The organism is Limnohabitans sp. T6-5 (genome assembly GCF_003063315.1).
Lineage (GTDB): Bacteria > Pseudomonadota > Gammaproteobacteria > Burkholderiales > Burkholderiaceae_C > Limnohabitans_A.
In genome coordinates, this window is the sequence record NZ_NERV01000003.1 from 1 (window position 1) to 19396 (window position 19396).

Consider the following 19396-nt stretch of genomic DNA (forward strand, 5'->3'; position numbering starts at 1 on the left):
TCAGAAACAGGCTTTCGGTGAAGGTGTCAGCGCCGCGCATAGTTGTCTGCTTTTGTGATGCGGGTATTTTCTACGGCGAAGCTGAAGGGAGGCTTTCGTCAAGGGGGGTATTTCAGCAGCCTGCTAGACCGTTAACATGGATGGATGAGCTTTACACCGGACCCTCTTCCACCCCTGACCCGCCGTGCCTGGAACCGTGCCGCCCTGGCTTTGGCGATCTCACCTTGGTTGGCGCCCGGCGCGCAGGCCCAGGCGGTCAGCAGCTCGGCCGAGGCAGCCAAAGGCGCATACAAAGGCCCCGCCTGGCAGATCAATCCCTTCAGTCTGGGCGTGGCCAGCGGCCAGCCGCAGCCGGGCAGTGTGGTGTTGTGGACGCGCCTTCGCATCACTGAGGCTGATGCGGCCCTCAAGGCGCAGACGATCAGCGTGGTGTGTGAGGTGTTTGCCGATCCCGCCTTGCGCCAGCCGGTGCGCCAATGGCGTGTACAGACCGACGCCACCCGCGCCCACAGCGTGCATGTGATCGCCCAGGACTTGCAGCCGGGTCGGCATTATTGGTACCGCTTTGTGAGCGGCAATGCCATCAGTCCTGTAGGCCATGCCCGCACCAGTCCGGGTGTGAACGACGCGGTGGACCGTTTGCGCATCGCTTTGGCGTCTTGCCAGCATTACGAGCAGGGCTTTTATGTGGCGCATCGCGAGATGGCTCAGCGCGAGCTGGATCTGGTGCTGTTTGTGGGCGACTACATCTACGAAAGCTCCAACCCGCAGCACATGCTGCGCAAGCATCAAGGCGGCGTGCCCAGGCAGCTGGACGAGTACCGCGAGCGCCATGCGCAGTACAAAACCGATGCCGATTTGCAGGCCTGCCACGCGGCGCACAGCTGGGTCATTACCTGGGATGACCATGAAGTGGTCAACGATTACGCCAACGACCTGGACCGCGACTACACCGATCCACAGGTGTTTTTGCGCCGCAGGGCAGCGGCATATCAGGCTTACTTTGAGCACATGCCGGTGCGCCTGGGGCCAGACCCGGCCAACGCCAGCCAGATGCGCATCCACGACCGCATGGCCTGGGGGCGCCTGGCGGATCTGTGGACGCTCGACTGCCGCCAGTACCGCGATCACCAGGCCTGCCCGGACCCCAACCGGGGCGGCGGCCGTGTGGTGATGGGTTGCGAGGCGTTGGCTGACACCTCGCGCACCATGCTGGGCAAGGCGCAAGAGCAATGGTTCACCGAAGGCCTGACCAGCAGCACCAAGCGCTGGAAGCTGGTGGCGCAGTCCACGCAAATGAGTTCGAGCGGGGTCAACTCGCCTTTGGGCCGCAGCGCCTTCACCGACGGCTGGGACGGCTATCCCCAAGCCAGAGCGCGTCTGCTCCACACCATCGCTCAGGCACGTCTGCAAAACGTCCTGGTGCTGGGGGGTGATGTGCACATGAACGTGGCCGCCCAGCTGCGCGTGCATCCCAACGACGAGCGCTCGCCCGTGGTGGCCAGCGAATTGGTGAGCACCTCCATCACCTCGCGGGGGCTGGGTGAAAAACTGCTGGCGCAAATCCGGGACAGCAATCCCGACATCCTGCATGCGCGGGCTGATGAACGGGGCTATACCCTGATCGATGTGAAACCCGAAGGTGTCAGCGCCCATTTCAGAACCACACCCTACCCGGCGCAGGCCGACGGAGTGTTCAAGACGCAAGCGCAGTTTCATGTGCAGTCAGGGGTGGCGGGGCTGCTGCCGGGTTGAGTTTGGGTGTGCCACAAAGTTACTAAAGAGTCACGATTTAGCCTGCAGCGCTAAAATGAAATAATGAACACTGAAGTCACCAAACCGCCCAAGAAGTCTTTCAAAGTCCAGATGCTGGCGGCCCGTGAAACGGCGATCATCGAATCGGTCAATCGCCTGCTTGCCGAAAAAGGCTTTGATGCCATGACCGTGGACGAGGTGGCCGCCGAAGTGGGCATCGCCAAGGCCAGTCTTTACAAGCATTTTCCGAGCAAGGAAGAACTCGCCTGTGCTGCCATGGTCACCGCCATGCGCCGCGCTCAGGAGTTCATTGCGCAACTGCCCGCAGACCAAAAACCCCTGGACCAACTCAAGGCCGTCACGCGCTGGACCATGACGCTCAAGTTGCAAGGCCAGATGCCTTCGCTGCCCAGCCAGAACTCCAGCCTGCGCGCCACCTTGATGGGCAGCAAGGACTACATGGACGGCCTCATGGAAGTCAGCGACACGCTGGGTGGCTGGATTGAGCAAGCCCAGGCCCAAGGCGCCATCAACCAGGCCCTGCCTGCCGTGGCGGTGCTCTACACCTTGTTTGCCCGCGCGTGTGACCCGGTGCTCGAATTTCTCAAAATGGGTGAGCAACACAGCGATGACCAAATCCTGGACATGGTGATGAGCACCTGCTTTGACGGCCTGAACGCCCGCTGAGCCCTGGCCCGGCATGGGGCCTGTGCCAACGCACCCATGTCGGACTCTGCGAGTACCGACCTACAACGCAGCCCCTGTAGGTCGGCGGTCGAAGACCCCGACAAATGCTTGCCTGCCAACAGCATATGAGGTGGTGGCGTCGGTGAACAGGCAGCGTCGGACTCTGCGAGTACCGACCTACAACGCAGCCCCTGTAGGTCGGCGGTCGAAGACCCCGACATCTGCACGCCAACAGGTCACGCCCATCGCCAGCGGCCTGTTCAAGCCTGCGGTTGGTAAAAATTCACCGGCAAACCAGGCACGTCCACACGCATTGCAAAAATGCAGCCCGCCAAGGGATAGCGTTGGAGTTCCGCTTCGCTGCGGCCCTGCCTGGAGCTGGTGATGAACAGGGTTTGGAGGTCTTCACCGCCAAAACACGGCATGGTGGGGCAGGGCACGGGCGTTTCGACCACGGCCAGCACTTCGCCTTGCGGTGACAGGCGCACCAGGCGTTGGCCTTCGTACTGGGCTGACCAGTAAGCCCCTTGGGCGTCCACCGTGGCGCCATCCGGGCGACCGCCGTAAGCCGGGCCATCCGGCTGTCCCCAGGTCCAGCCTGCGGGCTTGGGGGCGAATTGGTGAAACAGCCGTTCATGCGACAAGGTGCCCAAGGTCGGGTCAAAATCCCAAGCGCGCACGCGGTGCGATGCGGTGTCTGCCCAATACAGGGTGCGTGCGTCCGGGGACCAGGCCAGGCCGTTGGCGGTGGTGGCGCCGTGGGCCATGTCGGACAAGTCATGCCCTTGCAGTGCATACAGGACGCCCAGGGCCTGGTCGCGTGGCTCGTACAGGCTGCCTGCCCACAGGCGCCCTTGGGGATCACATTTGCCGTCGTTGAAACGCAGGCGTTGCGTGTCATACGGTGCGGCTGCCAGCTTCTGCAAGAGGCCACCCCATTCACGCGCCAGATAAATGCCATCACGCAAGGCCATGACGAGGCCGCCGCCGTGTACGGGGGCGATGCATCCGGGCTCTTGGCTCAGGGGCCAATAGTCCACCGGGCCTTGCGCCTGTTGGTCATGAACCGACACCCGCGCCAGGCGACGGCCGGGAATATCGACCCAATACAGGCGTTGCTCGTGGGGGTGCCAGAACGGTGATTCGCTCAAGCCATCGGGTTGAGTAGTGAGGGCTTGCCAATGCAGGGCCGGGGTGGATGACATGGTGTGGGCGAACTTGGGTCAGGACTTTGACAGAGGGTGCCCATTGTGCCCCTCGATCCATCACCCGCTGACAGACGCTGGCAGGACGTAACCCAAAAGAACTTGCGAAAACAAAGATTCAGCGACTGGAAAATATGCAAACTGTTGCATAGGAAAAAAAACCCACACAAGTGTCTCATTTTGAAAAAATTGATCCCTCGAAACGCTTGTATCAGGGTTTGCATGGGTGGAATTCAGCGCGTTTTGATTCAAGGTAGCGGATGTTCATAACAACACCGCTTTGAGGAGACCTTGATGAGCGTGAATTTCCAAGTCAATGGCAAGCCTGCACAGGCCAACGCCGAAACCGACACCCCACTGTTGTGGGTGCTGCGCGATGAGCTGGGCATGACCGGCACCAAATTTGGTTGTGGTGCCGCGTTGTGCGGTGCCTGCACCGTGCACGTCAATGGTGAAGCTGTGCGCTCATGCCAAACGCCTTTGAGCACGGTCGCTGGCAAAAAAGTCGCCACCGTCGAAGGTCTGTCCAAGAACAACACCCATCCTCTGCAAGTGGCCTGGATCAAGCACGATGTGCCCCAGTGCGGCTATTGCCAGTCCGGTCAGCTCATGAGTGCTGCTGCTTTGCTGGCCAAAAACAAAAACCCCAGCGACACCGACATTGACAACGCGATGAGCGGCAACATCTGCCGTTGCGGCACTTATCCCCGTATCCGGGCGGCCATCAAAGATGCCGCAGCCACGATGCGCAACGCCTGAAAAGCCGGAGACTTCACATGATCGATACACAAACTTCACGCCGTTCGTTCCTGAAAGCCGGTGCTGCTGCTTCTGGCGGCCTGCTGATGGCTTTGCACCTGCCGGGCACACTGGGCCAGGCCATGGCCGCTGGCACCGTGAGCACCCCCAACGCCTGGGTGCATATTTCAGACGACAACAACATCACCATCCTGAGCGCCCACTCCGAAATGGGCCAGGGCGTCTACACCTCCATGCCCATGCTGGTGGCTGAAGAGCTCAACGTGGACATGAACCAGATCAAGGTCACGGACGCCCCTCCCGGTGCGGTGTATGTGAACGCTTTGCTGGGTGCCCAGATCACCGGGGGTTCGACCTCGGTGCGTGGCAGCTGGGAAAAGCTGCGCGTGGCAGGCGCCCAAGTGCGCGAGATGCTGATTTCGGCCGCCGCTGCACAGTGGAACGTAGACCGCAGCCAGCTCAAGGCTGACAAAGGCATGGTGCTCGGCCCCAATGGCAAGAAAGCGACTTATGGCTCCTTGGCCGCAGCCGCTTCCAAACTGCCCGTGCCTGAGAAGCCAGCCCTCAAAGACCCCAAAGACTTCCGCATTGTCGGCAAGCGCACCAAGCGTCTGGACACCCCCGCCAAAACCAACGGCACAGCCGAATTCGGTATTGACGTCAAGGTGCCTGGCATGGTCTACGCCACAGTGCTGCAGTGCCCGGTGATTGGCGGCAAGGTCAAGAGCTTTGACGGTGCACAGGCCAAAGGCATGCCCGGCGTGCAGGCTGTGGTGCAGATCAGCGACGGCGTGGCCGTGGTGGCCGACTCCTGGTGGCGCGCCAAGAAAGCCATGGAAACCGTCAAGGTGCAGTGGGACGAAGGTGCGGGTGCCGCATTGAGCACAGCCTCCGTCATCGACGGCACACGCCAGGCGGCCAAGTCCGGCAAAGTCCTCGAGATCACCAAGCCGCAAGGCGATGTGGCCGCCGCCCTCAAAGGTGCCGCCAAAGTGATGGAAGCCGAATACGTGACGCCCATGCAGTCGCACTCCCCTCTGGAGCCGATGAACTTCACGGCCCATGTGCAAGGCGACAAGGTCCTGCTGATTGGCCCGACCCAGTTCCAGCAAGGTGCCCAAGGCGCTGTGGCGGCTGCCCTGAAGGTCAAGCCCGAAGACATCACCCTGAAAACCACCTACCTGGGTGGCGGCTTCGGTCGTCGTCTGGAGCTGGACTTCGTCGTGCAGGCGGCCGAAATCTCCAAAGCTGTGGGCAAGCCCGTCAAGCTGCTGTGGACACGCGAAGAAGACATGATGCATGACTACTACCGTCCTGCCGGTGTCAACCAGCTCAAGGCCGGTCTGGACGCCAACGGCATGCCCGTGGGCCTGCACTTCAAGGTGGCTTCGCAGTCGGTCACGCAACGTGCCTTCGGCCTGCCCAAGGACACGCTGGACCCCTTCATGGCCGAAGCCGCTGTCACTGGCTACAACATCCCCAACACCCAGCACGACCTGGTGATTCACGACACCGGTGTTCGCGTCGGTTACTGGCGCGCCGTGAGCCACAGCATGAACGCTTTCGCCAACGAAAGCTTCGTCGACGAGCTGGCCAAAGCCGCAGGTCAAGACCCTTATGCCTACCGCATGAAGATGCTGTCTGGCAAACCGCGTTATGCCAACGTGCTGAAACTGGCCGCTGAAAAAGCTGGCTGGGGCAAGCCACTGCCCAAAGGCCATGCCCACGGCATCGCCCTGATGGAAGGCTATGACAGCTACCTGGCCGAAGTCGCCGAAGTCAGCCTGAACAAGGATGGCAGCGTGCGCGTGCACAAGGTCACCGTGGCCGCTGACGTGGGCCACATGGTCAACCCCGACACCGTGGAAGCCCAGTTGCAGTCCAGCATCGTGTTTGGCGTGGGGGCGGTGCTCAAGCACCAGATCACCATGGCCAATGGCCGTGTGCAAGAGACCAACTACAACAGCTACGAGCCTGTGCGCATGTACGAGTCGCCCCAGATCGACATCGTGTTGGTCAAGAGCACCGAAAAGCCCGGCGGCATCGGCGAGCCCGGCACGGCTGTGGCGGCACCTGCCATTGCCAACGCGGTGGCGGCCTTGACAGGCAAACGCGTTCGCAGTCTGCCCATCACGGCCGACGCATTGCGCACCGCCTGAGCCCACGGAGCGTCGGATGGAAAGTCTGGATTTACGCGTTTTGTCCGACGTGCTGGCCTGGAGACAGGCCAGCCACCGTGTGACCCTGGTCACCGTGGTGGAAACCTGGGGCAGTGCCCCCAGGCCCCCCGGTGCCCTGCTGGCCGTGCGTGATGACGGTGTGGTCAGTGGCTCGGTTTCTGGCGGTTGTGTGGAAGACGATCTGATCGCCCGCATCAAAGCCGGTGAGTACGAGCATCTGACACACCCGTCCATGGTCGCCTACGGCGTGACCAAAGAAGAAGCCTCGCGTTTTGGCCTGCCTTGTGGCGGCACCTTGCGCCTGGTGCAAGAACCTGTGCAGGACACAGGCTGGATTGAAGAAATTTTGAAGCGCACCAGCGCCCACCAGCTGGTGGCACGCACGGTCTCGCTCAAAGACGGCTCGGTGACGCTGAGTGATGCACGCCGCAGCGACGCCCTGGCGTTTGACGGCATCACCTTGACCACTCTGTTTGGCCCTCGCTGGCGCTTGCTGCTCATTGGCGCAGGGCAACTCAGCCAGGCCGTGGCGCAGATGGCCCAGGCGCTCGACTTTGAAGTGCTGGTCTGCGATCCGCGTGAAGAATACGCCGCCAGTTTGCAAATGCAGGGTGTGACCCGCGTCATGGGCATGCCCGACGACGTGGTGGCCGCCATTGAACCCGATGCGCACACCGCCGTGATTGCCCTCACGCACGACCCCAAACTCGACGACATGGCTTTGCTCGAGGCCCTCAACTCGCAGGCGTTTTACGTCGGGGCTCTGGGTTCGCGACGCAACCAAGCCACCCGCAAACAGCGTCTGGCCGAGCATTTTGGCCTGACCGAAGAAGCCCTGGCGCGCTTGCATGGCCCCGTGGGCTTGAGCCTGGGTGCCAAAACCCCGGCCGAAATCGCCATCTCCATCGTGGCCGAAATCGTGCTGGTCAAAAACAGCGCCATGCCAAGCAGCGGCGAAGCCGTCGCCCTGAGCAGCCTGGACATCGGCGATTCCCGCATCACCGCTTGCGCCATCTCCTGACCGCGCTCGCCATATACAAGTCGGACTCTTCGCGTGCCGACCCACGGGCAGAGTCCTTTTGGGTTTTGTAGGTCGGTGGTCGAATACTCCGACACTGCTGGCGCACCTGCCCAGCCCATTCAAGACTTGTCGCTGAACAAAGCTGTCGGGCTCTTCGCGTGCCGACCCAAGGGCAGGGGCCATTTTGGGTTTTGTAGGTCGGTGGTCGAAGACCCCGACACTGCTGGCGCGCCTGCCCAGCCCATTCAAGCCTTGTCGCTGAACAAAGCTGTCGGGCTCTTCGCGTGCCGACCCACGGGCAGGGGCCATTTTGGGTTTTGTAGGTCGGTGGTCGAAGACCCCGACACTGCTGGCGCGCCTGCCCAGCCCATTCAAGCCTTGTCGCTGAACAAAGCTGTCGGGCTCTTCGCGTGCCGACCCAAGGGCAGGGGCCATTTTGGGTTTTGTAGGTCGGTGGTCGAAGACCCCGACACTGCTGGCGCGCCTGCCCAGCCCATTCAAGCCTTGTCGCTGAACAAAGCTGTCGGGCTCTTCGCGTGCCGACCCACGGGCAGGGGCCATTTTGGGTTTTGTAGGTCGGTGGTCGAAGACCCCGACACTGCTGGCGCGCCTGCCCAGCCCATTCAAGCCTTGTCGCTGAACAAAGCTGTCGGGCTCTTCGCGTGCCGACCCACGGGCAGGGGCAGTTTTGGGTTTTGTAGGTCGGTGGTCGAAGACCCCGACACTGCTGGCGCGCCTGTCCAGCCCATTCAAGCCTAGTCGCTGAACAAAGCTGTCGGGCTCTTCGCGTGCCGACCCACGGGCAGGGGCAGTTTTGGGTTTTGTAGGTCGGTGGTCGAAGACTCCGACACTGCAGGCGCACCTGCCCAGCCCATTCAAGCCTTGTCGCTGAACAAAGCTGTCGGGCTCTTCGCGTGCCGACCTACGAGGTTGCGGCGTGGGCTGTCGTGGCTTGGTGGACGATTTTGCGGGCCATGCTCCAGCGGTGGACTTCGCTGGGGCCGTCGTAGATGCGGAAGGCGCGCATGTCCATGAAGATGCGCATCACGGGGGTGTCGGCCGTGACGCCCTGGCCGCCCAAAATCTGCACGCAGCGGTCGACCACGCGCCATTCGGCTTCGGAGCAGGCGACCTTGGCGCGGCTGGATTCGAAGTTGCATTTTTGCCCCTGATCGAGCAGCCAGGCGGTGTGCCAGATGTGCAGGCGGGCGGTGTGCAGATCGATGTCGTTGTCGGCCAGCATGAAGCCCACACCTTCGTGCTCGGCCAGGGGTTTGCCAAAGGCATGGCGGCGGCTGGCGTAGTCCAATGCAATGTCGTGCGCCCGGCGGGCCTGGCCCAGCCAACGCATGCAGTGCGTCAAGCGAGCAGGCGCCAGGCGCACTTGGGCGTATCGAAAGCCTTTGCCGACCTCGCCCAGCACGTCGGTCGCCGGGATGCGCAAGTTGTCAAAGCACAGCACACCGTGTCCGCCGGTGAAGCAGTTGTCCATGGCGTCCATGTTGCGCTCCAGACGGATTTCAGGCCGGTTCATGTCGGTCAGGAACATGGTGGCCGAGCCGTCTTCCATGCGGGCCATGACGATGGCGTAGTCGGCCCCGTCAGCGCCGGTGATGAACCACTTGCGGCCGTTGATGAGGTAATCGTCGCCATCGCGCACCGCGGTGGTCTTGAGCATGGAGGGGTCTGCGCCCGCGCCCGGATCGGGTTCGGTCATGGCAAAGCATGAACGCGTCTGGCCCGTCGTCTGGGGGCGCAACCAGCGCTCTTTTTGTGCGTGTGTCGCCACCTCTTCCATGAGGTGGATGTTGCCTTCGTCCGGGGCGTGGATGTTGAGCGCCGTGGGCCCCAGATTGGAGTAACCGGCCTCTTCAAACACCACCGCCTTGGCGATGTGGCTCAGGCCCAGGCCCCCCATCTCGACCGATGCGTGCGGGGTGAGCAAACCCGCTGCGCGGGCGCGTTCGATCAGCTCGCGGCGCAAATCTTCTGACGGGCCATGCGCGCCGTGCCGGGGATCACCTTCGAGCGGAATCACCTGCTCGGCGATGAATTGGCGGGTGCGTTCACGCAGCGCCTGCAAGTCGGGTGAGATGTCAAAGTTCATGTGTCCATTCCATGGGGTGTGTGCCGCTGGGCGTGCCTTGCCATCCGCCAAGGCCCAGTGCTTGCTTGCAGTGTGAGAGCTTTGGTCTGCTTGAACCTGTCAGCCGGGTGACTCCCTGTCCCGCAGGGGTCATCACACACCGCAAACCCCGACCCCAACCTTGTCGCGCAGTCGACAGTTGCTGCACCGCAGCTCAGGGAATGCCCTAGATCCGAAGGGTGGGCATTGCCCTACATTGAATTTCAAGTCAATTCAGTTACCCACGAGTAACGGTTGTTTTGAAAAGAGATTTGATGGTGTCCACGCCGACAAAAACTGCTGCCAAAACCTCCGGTAAAGGAACTACCGGTTCGGTCGCCTCACCCTGGGCAGCTCGGCAGGAGCGGGAGCAACAGCACCAGACCAAGAAGGAAGCAGTGCTCTTGGCGGCAGCGCGCCTGTTCACACGCAAGGGTTTTCAGGGCACCTCGCTCGACGACATTGCGCAAAGTCTGGGCGTGACCAAGCCCACGCTGTACTACTACATCGACAACAAGGAGCAAATCCTGTTTGAGTGTGTGGAGCGTGAACTGGCCATGTTCCGAAACGGCTTGCAGGCGCTGCAAGCGCAAGGGCACAGCGGGCGCGAACGTCTGCGCCTGGCCATGCAGCTGTACGCCAGCGTGGTCACCGGTGACTTTGGCTTGTGCGTGAGCCGGGTGGGTGAAGACCCCTTGCCCGAAGTACGGCGCCACGAACTGCGCAACCTCAAGGCCCAGGTGGATGCAGACTTTCGCGCCCTGATCGCGCAGGGCATGTCCGAGGGCTGGATCATGGCGGGCGACCCGGGGGTGGGGGCGTTTTCGGTGGTCGGGGCCATCGGCGGTATCGGGCGCTGGTACCGGCCCGAAGCGCATTCTGAAAAAAGCCTGCAAGACGCGGTCACCCATTGCATTGAGATGCTCATGCGCGGTGTGCTGAGCGCACCGCACGACCAACACACCACCGCCAACCTGGCAGGAGATGCCTTGAAAACCGCCATCCGCCGCGAAAGCCATTTCGACCACCGCATCGTGCGCTGCTATGCCGAGCGCCCCGCCACGCTGGCGCAGATGCTGGGCAGCGCAGCGCGACAGTTTCCGCAAGGCGCGGCCATGGTGTGTGGCGATCTGCGCCTGAGCTGGCATGAGCTGCACCACGCAGCCTGCAAATGCGCAGGCGGTCTGGCCCAGCGCGGCGTGGTGGCGGGCGACCGCGTGGCCCTGCACCTGGGCAATGGCAGCGAATTTGTGATTGCCGCCCTGGCGTGCGCCTGGCTGGGTGCGGTGCTGGTGCCCGTGAGCTCCAGAGCGCGTGGCGTGGAGCTGGCGTTTGCGCTGAATAACTCCGAAGCCAAGGCGCTCATTTGCGGCGCCGAGTTGGCCGACCTGCAACCTGCGCCCGAGCAACTGCCGCATTTGACGTGCCGCATTGTGACGGGCACGTCAACGCGTGAAGGCTTCGAAACATTTGCCGCGCTCATGATGGCGCCGCCCCTGAACACGGCGCATGAGGGCGCTGAGGACGACTTGGCCGTGCTGCTCTACACCTCGGGCACCACGGGCCGCCCCAAGGGCGCCATGATCAGCCACCTGAACATCGTGCATTCGGTGATGCACTACGCGCAATTGATGAGCCTGAGCGCGCAAGACCGCACCGCGGTGGCCGTGCCCCTGAGCCATGTGACCGGTCTGGTGGCCCAGCTTTATGCCATGCTGCACTGCGGCGGCTGCATTGTGGTGATGCCGCAGTTCAAGGCGGCCGATTTCATCCGGCTGGCGGGCGCTGAAAAAATCACCCACACCATCATGGTCCCGGCCATGTACAACCTGTGCCTGCTCTTGCCCGACCTGCAAGAGCATGACCTGAGCCACTGGCGCATCGGTGCCTACGGCGGAGCGTCCATGCCGACCGCCACCATCGATGGCCTGGCCGTCAAGCTGCCCGGCTTGGAGCTGATGAATGCCTACGGTGCCACCGAAACCTGCTCCCCCGCCACCATCATGCCGCCCGGCCAGACCGCTGCGCACCGCGACAGCGTGGGCCAGGTGGTGCCCTGCGGTGAGATTTGCGTGGTGGACGAGCAGGGCAAGGAATTGCCGCGAGGCGGCGTGGGCGAAATCTGGATCGCAGGGCCCATGGTGGTCAGCGGCTACTGGCACAACCCAGAGGCCACCGCCAGCGAGTTCACCAGCGGTTTCTGGCATTCGGGCGACATCGGCAGCATGGATGCCGAAGGCTTTGTGCGCGTTCTGGACCGCAAGAAAGACGTGATCATCCGGGGTGGCTACAAGGTGTATTGCGCCTCGGTGGAAAACGTCTTGTGTGAACACCCCCAGGTGCTGGAAGCCGCGCTGGTGGGCGTGCCCTGCGCCGTGCTGGGCGAGCGCGTGCATGCCTTTGTGTGCGTGCGTGAACTCAATGACCAAACCCAGGCCAGCGCCTTGCAAGCGTATTGCACCCCGCTGCTGGCCGACTACGCCGTGCCCGAGACCTGGACCATCGGCACCGAGCCGCTGCCGCGCAACCTCAACGGCAAGATCGTCAAACGCGAACTGCGGCAGTCCCTGCAAGCAGCCCTTATCTGAGTGAGATGTTCATGATCAAGTTACGCGCCACACAGCAGACCATTGTCTTCGCCATCTTTGTGGTGATGTTCATCGCCCTGGCGGCCTTTTTGCCGGGCTTTGCACAGGTGGACAACCTGCTGACCTTGCTGCAAAACGTCGCCATTCTGGGCATTTTGGGACTGGGCATGGCGGTGGTGGTGATCGGGCGAGGCATCGACATTTCGATGATCGCGGCCATGGCGGTGCCTTCGGGTTTTTTGTTGCAACTGGTGCAAAACGGTTACGGCATCGGCCCGGCTGTGGGCGTGGCGCTGTGCCTGTCGCTGGCCTTTGGCCTGCTCAACGGCTGGTTGATCGCCTATGCCGAAGTGCCCTCGCTGTTCACCACGCTGGCCTCGGGGCTGTTTTTGGCGGGGCTGGGCCAGGCCTTCATTTTTCAGCTCGAAGTCGTGCAGTGGCCAGAGACCCTGGACGCGCTGGTCTGGATAGGCCGGGGCGCGGTGCTGGGCATTCCCACGCCGGTGATCATGTTTGGTTTGGCGGCCACATTGCTGTCGCTGTTTTTGGGGCGCATGCGGGCCGGCAGCTTCATTTACGCCATGGGCGACAACCCGCTGACCGCTCGCGCCACCGGCTTGCCCACACGGCCCATCATGGTGTTGCAGTTTGTGCTGGCCGCGCTGGTGGGCCTGTTTGCGGGGCTGGTCATGTCGGCCTCGGTCAACAGCATGCCCACGCGCATCTTCAACTCGACCATGGTCTACGACGTGGTGCTGGTGGTGGTGCTGGGTGGCATTGGCTTGGCGGGCGGCCGGGGCGGGGTGGTCAACGTGATCATCGGCACGCTGCTGATCGGCACCATGCTCAACGGCATGACGATCATGGACATCTCTTATTCCGTGCAAAACATTGTCAAAGGGGTGGTGCTGCTGGCCGCCATCCTGATCGATTCGATTTTGAACCCCCGCAACGAAGAGACCGCACAGCAAGGGGACATCTGAGCACAGCCAGACGCCCGGCTTGTTGGGGCGTCAACCACTTTTAACCACCAGGAGACAGGCAATGAGGATTTTTCAAAAACTGAGCACCGCCGCAGCCGTTGTGACGCTGGGCCTTTGCGCGGCCACATCCGCCATGGCGCAAGGCAAAGGACTCGACGAGCCCTTTCGCGACGGCTATAAAAAAGCCCTTGCAGGCAAGACCGTGGGTTTCATTCCCGTGGCCTTTGGCTTTGACCTGGCCATTGGCTGGCACGCAGGCCTGAAAAAGGAACTCGAAGCCGCTGGCATGAAGGTGGTGGTGCGTGACCCCAACTGGAACACCAACGCGGGCGCCCAGGCCTTCACCGCGCTGATTGCCGAAAAGCCCGCCGTCATCGTGATCCACAACCCCGATGTGCAGACCTACGCCAAGCTGATCAAGAAGGCCGAAGACGAAGGCATTTACGTGGTGCAGATCAACATGCGCTCGGCCCAGCCTTCCACCGCCTTTGTGGGCGCTGACTGGGTGGACATTGGCGAACGCAACGCCGACGCTGTGGTGCAAGCTTGCAAGGGCAAGAGCAACAAGATCGCCATCGTGCAAGGCGCACCGACGGCCGCCACGAGCGCTTACACGCTCAAGGGCGTAGAAAACGTCTTGGCCAAGCACCCCGAAATCAAGGTCGTGTCCAACCAGGCCGCCGATTGGGACGCTGCCAAAGCCAAGGCGCTGACCCAGACGGTGCTGAAGCAAAACCCAGACCTGTGCGGCATCATCGGCTTTTGGGACGGCATGGACATCGGCACCGCAGCGGCGGTCAAGGAAGCAGGCCTGACCGGTAAGGTCTACTTGGCCACTTCGGGTGGCGGTGAACAAAAAGGCGCTTGCGACATGGTCAAGTCCGGTGCGTTTGACCTGGACATCAGCTACGACGTGCCCACCCAAGCCAGCAACATGGCGGCCATGATCAAGTGGTTGGTGCAAGGCGGCGTCAAGCCCGGTGCAGCCAAACAAAACATCTACACCACGCTGATCCCGATCACCAAGCAAAACGCGTCTGCTGAAGGCACTTGCTGGAAGCTGGCCGCATCCAAGTAAGCGGGCCTTCGACGCCTCAAGGCGGCAAGGCGGGTGGCATGGCCCGCCCCCCTTGCCGCCATGAGAGCTTGTTTTGTACACCCCCACACACCCTGGTTTGCACATGACTGAAACCCTGACCCGACTGCGCTACACATATTGGCCCGATCACTGGGTGGGCGAGATCCTGTCCAAGCGCTGGACGGAAACCGCTGTGCCGGTGCTGCTGCTGGTGATGGTGGTCTTTTTTTCGGGCCAACTGGTGCCCAACTTCTACAGCGCCACCATGCTGGCCGACACCTTGCGGCAAGCCGGAGAGATTGGCTTCATCGTGCTGGGCATGGCGCTGGTGATGATCGTCGGCGGCATCGACCTGTCGGTGGGCTCCATGTTTGCGCTGACCAATTTTTGCGCCCTGATGCTGATGCATGTGCTCAAGTGGCCGGTGGCCCTGGCCGTGCCGGGCACGCTGCTGTTTGGCGCCTTGCTGGGGGCCGTCAATGGGGTGTTGATCGGTTATTTGCGCCTGCGCGCCTTTTTGACCACGCTGATCACCCTGATCATTTTTCGCTCGCTCTATGAAATCCTGAGCCTGCAGTATTCGACCGCCATTGCCGGCAGCATCCCCGATTCCGAGGTGTGGGACTTTCTGGGCAATGGCACGTTTTTGGGCCTGCCCACCGTGGCCTGGGCCTATGCGCTTGCCGCCATCGGCGGGCATGTGATGCTCACGCGCCTTCGTGTGGGTTGGCACATCATGGCCATTGGCGGCTCGCGCCGCTCGGCCTACAACAGCGGCATTGCCGTGCGCCGCACCGTGGCCCTGAGCTATGTGGCCAGCGGCATGCTGACGGCGGTGGGCGGCTGCTTTTTTGCATCGCGCCTGGCCACGGCGGGTGCCGACATTGGCGTGGGCATGGAGGTGCTGGTGCTCACCGCGGCTGTGCTGGGCGGCATCAGCCTGGGCGGCGGCCGGGGCTCGGTGACCAAGGCCCTGGTGGGCACCTTGGTGGTGCTGCTCATCACCAACGGCCTGACTTCGATGTCGGTCTCCGGGGGGCTGACGCGCATGGTGCTGGCGGGCATCCTGATTGCGGCGGCCGTCATCGATGTGCGCTGGCTCAAGAACCGCCACCGCATCATCAGCAAGGTGTATGTGAGCCCGGCCTACCAGGCCCTGGCGCCCGCGCCGGTGTGCACGGCCGAGGGCGAGGGCAAAGACAGCGGCCCCTGGACCCTGAACAACAAACTGCGTGCGGTCGAGACGATTGGCCTGGGCCGCATCGAAGCACCCGAAGACGTGATCTTGGACCGCGAGAACAACCTGTACGCAGGCTCGCGCCATGGCGATGTGATGCGCTTTTTTGCCCCCGACTACCAGCGCATGGAAGTCTTTGCGCACATCGGCGGCCAGCCGCTGGGCATGGCCTTTGACCGGCAGGACAACCTGGTCGTCTGTGTAGGCGGCATGGGCCTGTACCGCATCACGCCCGAGCGCGAAGTGCAGCGCGTGACCGACGAGACCAACCGCAGCTGGAGTTCGATCAACGACGACAGCCGACTGCGCCTGGCCGACGACCTGGACATCGCTGACGATGGCCGCATCTTCTTCAGCGAAGCCACCGTGCGCTATGAGATGCACGAGTGGGCCGTGGACGGCCTGGAAGCACGCGGCAATGGCCGTATCGTCTGCTACGACCCGCGCGACAACAGCACCAAAACCGTGTTGCGCGGCCTGCGTTTTCCGAACGGCATCTGCATCGCCAGCGACGGCCAGTCGATCTTGTTTGCCGAAACCTGGGGCTGCTGCATCAAGCGCTTCTGGTTCGATGGCCCCAAGAAGGACCAGGTCGAGATGGTGGTCGACAACCTGCCGGGCTACCCCGACAACATCAACCTGGCCTCGGACGGCCACTACTGGCTGGCCCTGGTGGGCATGCGCGGCCCGGCCTACGACCTGGCGCTGCGCATGCCGGGCTTCCGCCAGCGCATGGCCAAGCGCGTGCCGTTTGACGAGTGGCTGTTCCCCAACATCAACACCGGCTGCGTGCTCAAGTTTTCTGAAAAAGGCGAGATCCTGGAAACGCTGTGGGACCTGGGCGGCGTGAACCACCCCATGATCACCTCCATGCGCGAGCACCAGGGCCATCTGTATTTGGGCGGCATCTCCAACAACCGCATTGGCCGCTACAAGCTCGACAACGCCGATCCGAATTTTTCTCAATACGGCCAACGCTGGGGAGCACGCTGATGCTGACAAGTTTGCGCAATTGGAGTGACCGACTGCTGGGACGCGGCAGTGCCGCCATCACCGTGCCGGTCATGGACGGGGCACTCAAGCCCAACCGCCAGCTCGACGACGCCACCGTGGTGGCCGAGATCGCAGGCATTGACGACCTGGCCTGTGATGGTCAGCAGCTGTGGATCAGCGCCGGGGCGCGTTTGCTGCGCCTGCAAGAGGGTCAACCCGTGCTGGTGCGTGAGTTCAACGAAAACATCACCGCTCTGGCCGCACAAGCCAATGGCACCCTGGCCGTGGCCCTGGGCGGCACGCAAGTGCAAGTGCTGCACACACAGGCCGACGGCAGCCTGCGCGATGGGCCTGCGCTGCAGAGCCTGCAGGGCCAGCCTTTGCACAGCGTCAATGCGCTGGCGTTTGAGGCCGACGGCGCGGTGTTGCTCAGCGACGGCTCACAGCGGCGCAGCACTGACCAGTGGTGCCATGACCTGATGGAACTGGGCCACAGCGGCCGCGTGGCGCGCTGGCAGCCCGCCACGGGTGCGGTGCAGAGTCTGGCCAGCGGCTTGCACCATGCTTTTGGCGTGCTGTCGCTGGGTGGGCAGGCCCTGTACAGCGAGAGCTGGAAGCACCGCGTCACCCCGGCCTCGGGTGCTGGCAAGGGCAAGGGTGCGCTGGTGGCCGAATTGCCCGGCTACCCCTCGCGCATGAGCGCAGCGGCGGGCGGCGGTTTTTGGCTGAGCTGCTTTGTCTGCCGCTCGCAGCTGGTGGAGTTTGTGCTGCGTGAGCCCGCTTACCGCAAGCGCATGCTGCAAGAGATTGACCCGCGTTACTGGATCGCCCCGGCCCTGTCGTCTGGCCACAGCTTTCTGGAACCTTTGCAAGGTGCGGGCGTCAAGCAAATGGGCATGCTCAAACCTTGGGCGCCACCGCGCTCTTATGGCCTGGTGCTGCGGGTTGCGGCAGATGGCCGGATCCTGTCGTCTTTGCACAGCCAGGTGGATGGACGCCACCACGGCGTGACGGCCGTGGTCGAGTGGGGCGGCGCTTTGTGGGTGGCCTCCAAAGGTGCGGGCCGACTTTTGCGGATCGATCTGAACAAGGCGGAGGCCCGGACATGACACACCCTGCAAACCCAACACCCATCGCCTCTACCGAGGTGGTGCTGGAGCTGCGCCAGGCGACCAAGCGCTACAGCGGCGTGCCGGCCATTGAAAACGTCGATTTTTCTCTGCGTCGGGGTGAAATCCATGCGCTGCTGGGCGAAAACGGCGCGGGCAAATCCACGCTGACCAAGGTCATGGCCGGGGTGGTGCCCCTGAGCTCGGGCCAGATGCTGGTGCACGGCCAAGAGGTGCAGCTGTCCACGCCCTTGCAGGCGCTGGAGCACGGCATTGCCATGGTGTTCCAGGAGACCAGCCTGGTACCCACCATGACGGTGGCGCAGAACCTGTTTCTGGGCCAGGAGCAGTTCTTCAACCGCTTGCGCGGGGTCTACATTTCGGCGCAGCAGTTTTTGCAGTCGCTCAACTTTGACGTGGACCCGACCGCCACCGTGAGCTTGCTGGGCGCGGCCAAAAAACAGATGGTGGAGATCGCCCGTGCGGTGCTGCACCAGGCCAGCGTGATCATTTTTGACGAGCCCACGGCCAGCCTGACACCCGAGGAAAAGAAGTACTTTTTTGACCTCGTGTTCAAGCTCAAGGAACGCGGGGTGTCCATCATCTTCATCTCGCACGCCCTGGAAGAGGCCCTGCAGCTGGCCGACCGCATCACCGTGCTGCGCGATGGCCAGCACATCGTGACGGACGACAAAAGCAACTTTGACCGCAACCGCATCGTGCAGGCCATGGTGGGGCGCGATTTGTCGCAAACCCTCTACGGCCAGAAGAAAACCACCGTGCGCCCCCAAGGCGAATGCATGCTGTCGGTGCGCAACCTGCGCATGGCGTCGATGGTGAAAAACAACTCGCTGTCGGTGTTTGCAGGGCAAATCACCGGCGTTTTCGGGCTGGTCGGTGCGGGGCGCACCGAAACCTTCAAAGTGGTGGCTGGGCTCATCAAGCGCGACTTCTTTCATGGCGGCGAGGTGCTGCTGCGCGGCCAACCCGTGCGCTACCGGGTGCCGCGCCAGGCCGTGCATGACGGCATCGCCTACATCACCGAAGACCGCAAGGTCGAAGGCTTTTTTGAAACCATGTCGATCGCCAAAAACATCTACATGGGCCTGCTGGGCAAGTCCAAAAACGTGTTCGGCGCCATCTCTTCGGCCAAAGCGGGGGCCATTGGCGAGCACTGGAGCCGCCTGCTCAATGTGCGGGCCATCAGCAAGGATGTGAAGGTGATCGAGCTGTCGGGCGGCAACCAGCAAAAGGTGGTGATCGCCAAGTCCCTGGTGCAAGACCCGGACGTGATCATTTTTGACGAACCCACACGCGGGGTGGATGTCGGGGCGATTGCCGAGATCCATGCCGAAATCAACCGTCTGGCCGATGCGGGCAAGGCGGTGGTGGTGATTTCGTCTTACCTGCCCGAGGTGATGTCCCTGTCTGACCGCATCCTGGTGGCCAAGCAGGGCAAGGTGGTGGTTGAGTTCTCGGCCACCGATGCCACCCAAGAGGGGATCATGTACGCGGCCATTCACTGACAGGCGCGTGCCCTCAAACTGTCCGGTTCTGTGACATGGCGCCCGCGTGGGCGCCCTGCGTAAGAAAAACCACTCTTTGGCTCTCTTAAAATAGCGCCTCATCTGCCTCGATTGAGACCGCAGAAGCCCCAGTGAGCGTCAAAACCTACT

General features: G+C 62.5%; 13 protein-coding genes. 11 read left to right on the forward strand and 2 right to left on the reverse strand.

The window, feature by feature from the left end; genetic code table 11:
• The first annotated feature begins 144 nt into the window (after positions 1–144).
• Together B9Z51_RS11955 and B9Z51_RS11960 are read left to right on the forward strand one after the other, a co-directional pair.
• A complete protein-coding gene (locus B9Z51_RS11955; RefSeq protein ID WP_108375037.1) occupies positions 145–1755 on the forward strand; it encodes an alkaline phosphatase in 1611 nt (536 codons plus the stop codon).
• Positions 1756–1818: 63 nt separating this feature from the next.
• Positions 1819–2442, forward strand: a complete 624-nt coding sequence (locus B9Z51_RS11960) for a TetR/AcrR family transcriptional regulator (RefSeq protein WP_108375039.1) — start codon at positions 1819–1821, stop codon at positions 2440–2442.
• Between the two features lie 260 nt (positions 2443–2702).
• Here B9Z51_RS11960 and B9Z51_RS11965 read toward each other — a convergent pair whose 3' ends face one another.
• Complete coding sequence (locus B9Z51_RS11965; RefSeq protein ID WP_108375041.1) at positions 2703–3647, reverse strand: SMP-30/gluconolactonase/LRE family protein; 945 nt, start codon at positions 3645–3647, stop codon at positions 2703–2705.
• A 294-nt stretch (positions 3648–3941) separates the two neighbouring features.
• On the opposite strand from B9Z51_RS11965, the gene B9Z51_RS11970 reads away from it, so the two are divergent.
• From B9Z51_RS11970 to B9Z51_RS11980, 3 genes are read left to right on the forward strand one after another with little or no spacing between them, the layout of a single operon-like run.
• Complete coding sequence (locus B9Z51_RS11970; protein WP_108375043.1) at positions 3942–4406, forward strand: (2Fe-2S)-binding protein; 465 nt, start codon at positions 3942–3944, stop codon at positions 4404–4406.
• A 17-nt stretch (positions 4407–4423) separates the two neighbouring features.
• On the forward strand, positions 4424–6565 hold the full coding sequence (locus B9Z51_RS11975; protein WP_108375045.1) for a molybdopterin cofactor-binding domain-containing protein: 2142 nt from the start codon (positions 4424–4426) through the stop codon (positions 6563–6565).
• 16 nt (positions 6566–6581) lie between these two features.
• A complete protein-coding gene (locus B9Z51_RS11980; protein WP_108375047.1) occupies positions 6582–7607 on the forward strand; it encodes an XdhC family protein in 1026 nt (341 codons plus the stop codon).
• 922 nt (positions 7608–8529) lie between these two features.
• Here B9Z51_RS11980 and B9Z51_RS11990 read toward each other — a convergent pair.
• A complete protein-coding gene (locus B9Z51_RS11990) occupies positions 8530–9714 on the reverse strand; it encodes an acyl-CoA dehydrogenase family protein (protein ID WP_108375051.1) in 1185 nt (394 codons plus the stop codon).
• Positions 9715–10010: 296 nt separating this feature from the next.
• Between B9Z51_RS11990 and B9Z51_RS11995 the strand changes: the two genes are divergently transcribed.
• From B9Z51_RS11995 to B9Z51_RS12020, 6 genes are all read left to right on the forward strand, one after another.
• On the forward strand, positions 10011–12320 hold the full coding sequence (locus tag B9Z51_RS11995; RefSeq protein WP_233254947.1) for an AMP-binding protein: 2310 nt from the start codon (positions 10011–10013) through the stop codon (positions 12318–12320).
• 11 nt (positions 12321–12331) lie between these two features.
• Positions 12332–13303: an ABC transporter permease gene (locus tag B9Z51_RS12000; protein WP_108375957.1), complete on the forward strand. Its 972-nt coding sequence runs from the start codon at positions 12332–12334 to the stop codon at positions 13301–13303.
• Positions 13304–13364: 61 nt separating this feature from the next.
• Complete coding sequence (locus B9Z51_RS12005; RefSeq protein ID WP_199227525.1) at positions 13365–14381, forward strand: sugar ABC transporter substrate-binding protein; 1017 nt, start codon at positions 13365–13367, stop codon at positions 14379–14381.
• A gap of 103 nt (positions 14382–14484) precedes the next feature.
• Positions 14485–16611 (forward strand): SMP-30/gluconolactonase/LRE family protein, encoded by a 2127-nt coding sequence (locus tag B9Z51_RS12010; RefSeq protein WP_108375055.1) that lies wholly within the window; start codon positions 14485–14487, stop codon positions 16609–16611.
• The gene (locus tag B9Z51_RS12015; protein ID WP_108375057.1) at positions 16611–17720 is read left to right on the forward strand and encodes a strictosidine synthase; all 1110 of its coding nucleotides are present in this window, start codon (positions 16611–16613) and stop codon (positions 17718–17720) included. Before B9Z51_RS12010 ends, B9Z51_RS12015 begins: the two co-directional genes overlap by 1 nt.
• Positions 17717–19246 carry a sugar ABC transporter ATP-binding protein gene (locus tag B9Z51_RS12020; RefSeq protein WP_108375059.1) on the forward strand — a complete coding sequence of 510 codons (1530 nt, stop codon included), beginning with the start codon at positions 17717–17719 and terminating at the stop codon, positions 19244–19246. The genes B9Z51_RS12015 and B9Z51_RS12020 overlap by 4 nt, the downstream gene beginning before the upstream one ends.
• Positions 19247–19396: the final 150 nt, after the last annotated feature.

Excerpts from the sequence above, each read along its gene's own strand:
- B9Z51_RS11980 (WP_108375047.1), top strand. The coding sequence starts at position 6,582 with ATGGAAAGTCTGGATTTACGCGTTTTGTCCGACGTGCTGGCCTGGAGA.
- B9Z51_RS11955 (WP_108375037.1), top strand. The coding sequence starts at position 145 with ATGAGCTTTACACCGGACCCTCTTCCACCCCTGACCCGCCGTGCCTGG.
- B9Z51_RS12005 (WP_199227525.1), top strand. The coding sequence starts at position 13,365 with ATGAGGATTTTTCAAAAACTGAGCACCGCCGCAGCCGTTGTGACGCTG.
- B9Z51_RS11990 (WP_108375051.1), bottom strand. The coding sequence starts at position 9,714 with ATGAACTTTGACATCTCACCCGACTTGCAGGCGCTGCGTGAACGCACC.
- B9Z51_RS11965 (WP_108375041.1), bottom strand. The coding sequence starts at position 3,647 with ATGTCATCCACCCCGGCCCTGCATTGGCAAGCCCTCACTACTCAACCC.
- B9Z51_RS12015 (WP_108375057.1), top strand. The coding sequence starts at position 16,611 with ATGCTGACAAGTTTGCGCAATTGGAGTGACCGACTGCTGGGACGCGGC.
- B9Z51_RS11970 (WP_108375043.1), top strand. The coding sequence starts at position 3,942 with ATGAGCGTGAATTTCCAAGTCAATGGCAAGCCTGCACAGGCCAACGCC.
- B9Z51_RS11960 (WP_108375039.1), top strand. The coding sequence starts at position 1,819 with ATGAACACTGAAGTCACCAAACCGCCCAAGAAGTCTTTCAAAGTCCAG.
- B9Z51_RS11975 (WP_108375045.1), top strand. The coding sequence starts at position 4,424 with ATGATCGATACACAAACTTCACGCCGTTCGTTCCTGAAAGCCGGTGCT.
- B9Z51_RS12020 (WP_108375059.1), top strand. The coding sequence starts at position 17,717 with ATGACACACCCTGCAAACCCAACACCCATCGCCTCTACCGAGGTGGTG.
- B9Z51_RS12000 (WP_108375957.1), top strand. The coding sequence starts at position 12,332 with ATGATCAAGTTACGCGCCACACAGCAGACCATTGTCTTCGCCATCTTT.
- B9Z51_RS12010 (WP_108375055.1), top strand. The coding sequence starts at position 14,485 with ATGACTGAAACCCTGACCCGACTGCGCTACACATATTGGCCCGATCAC.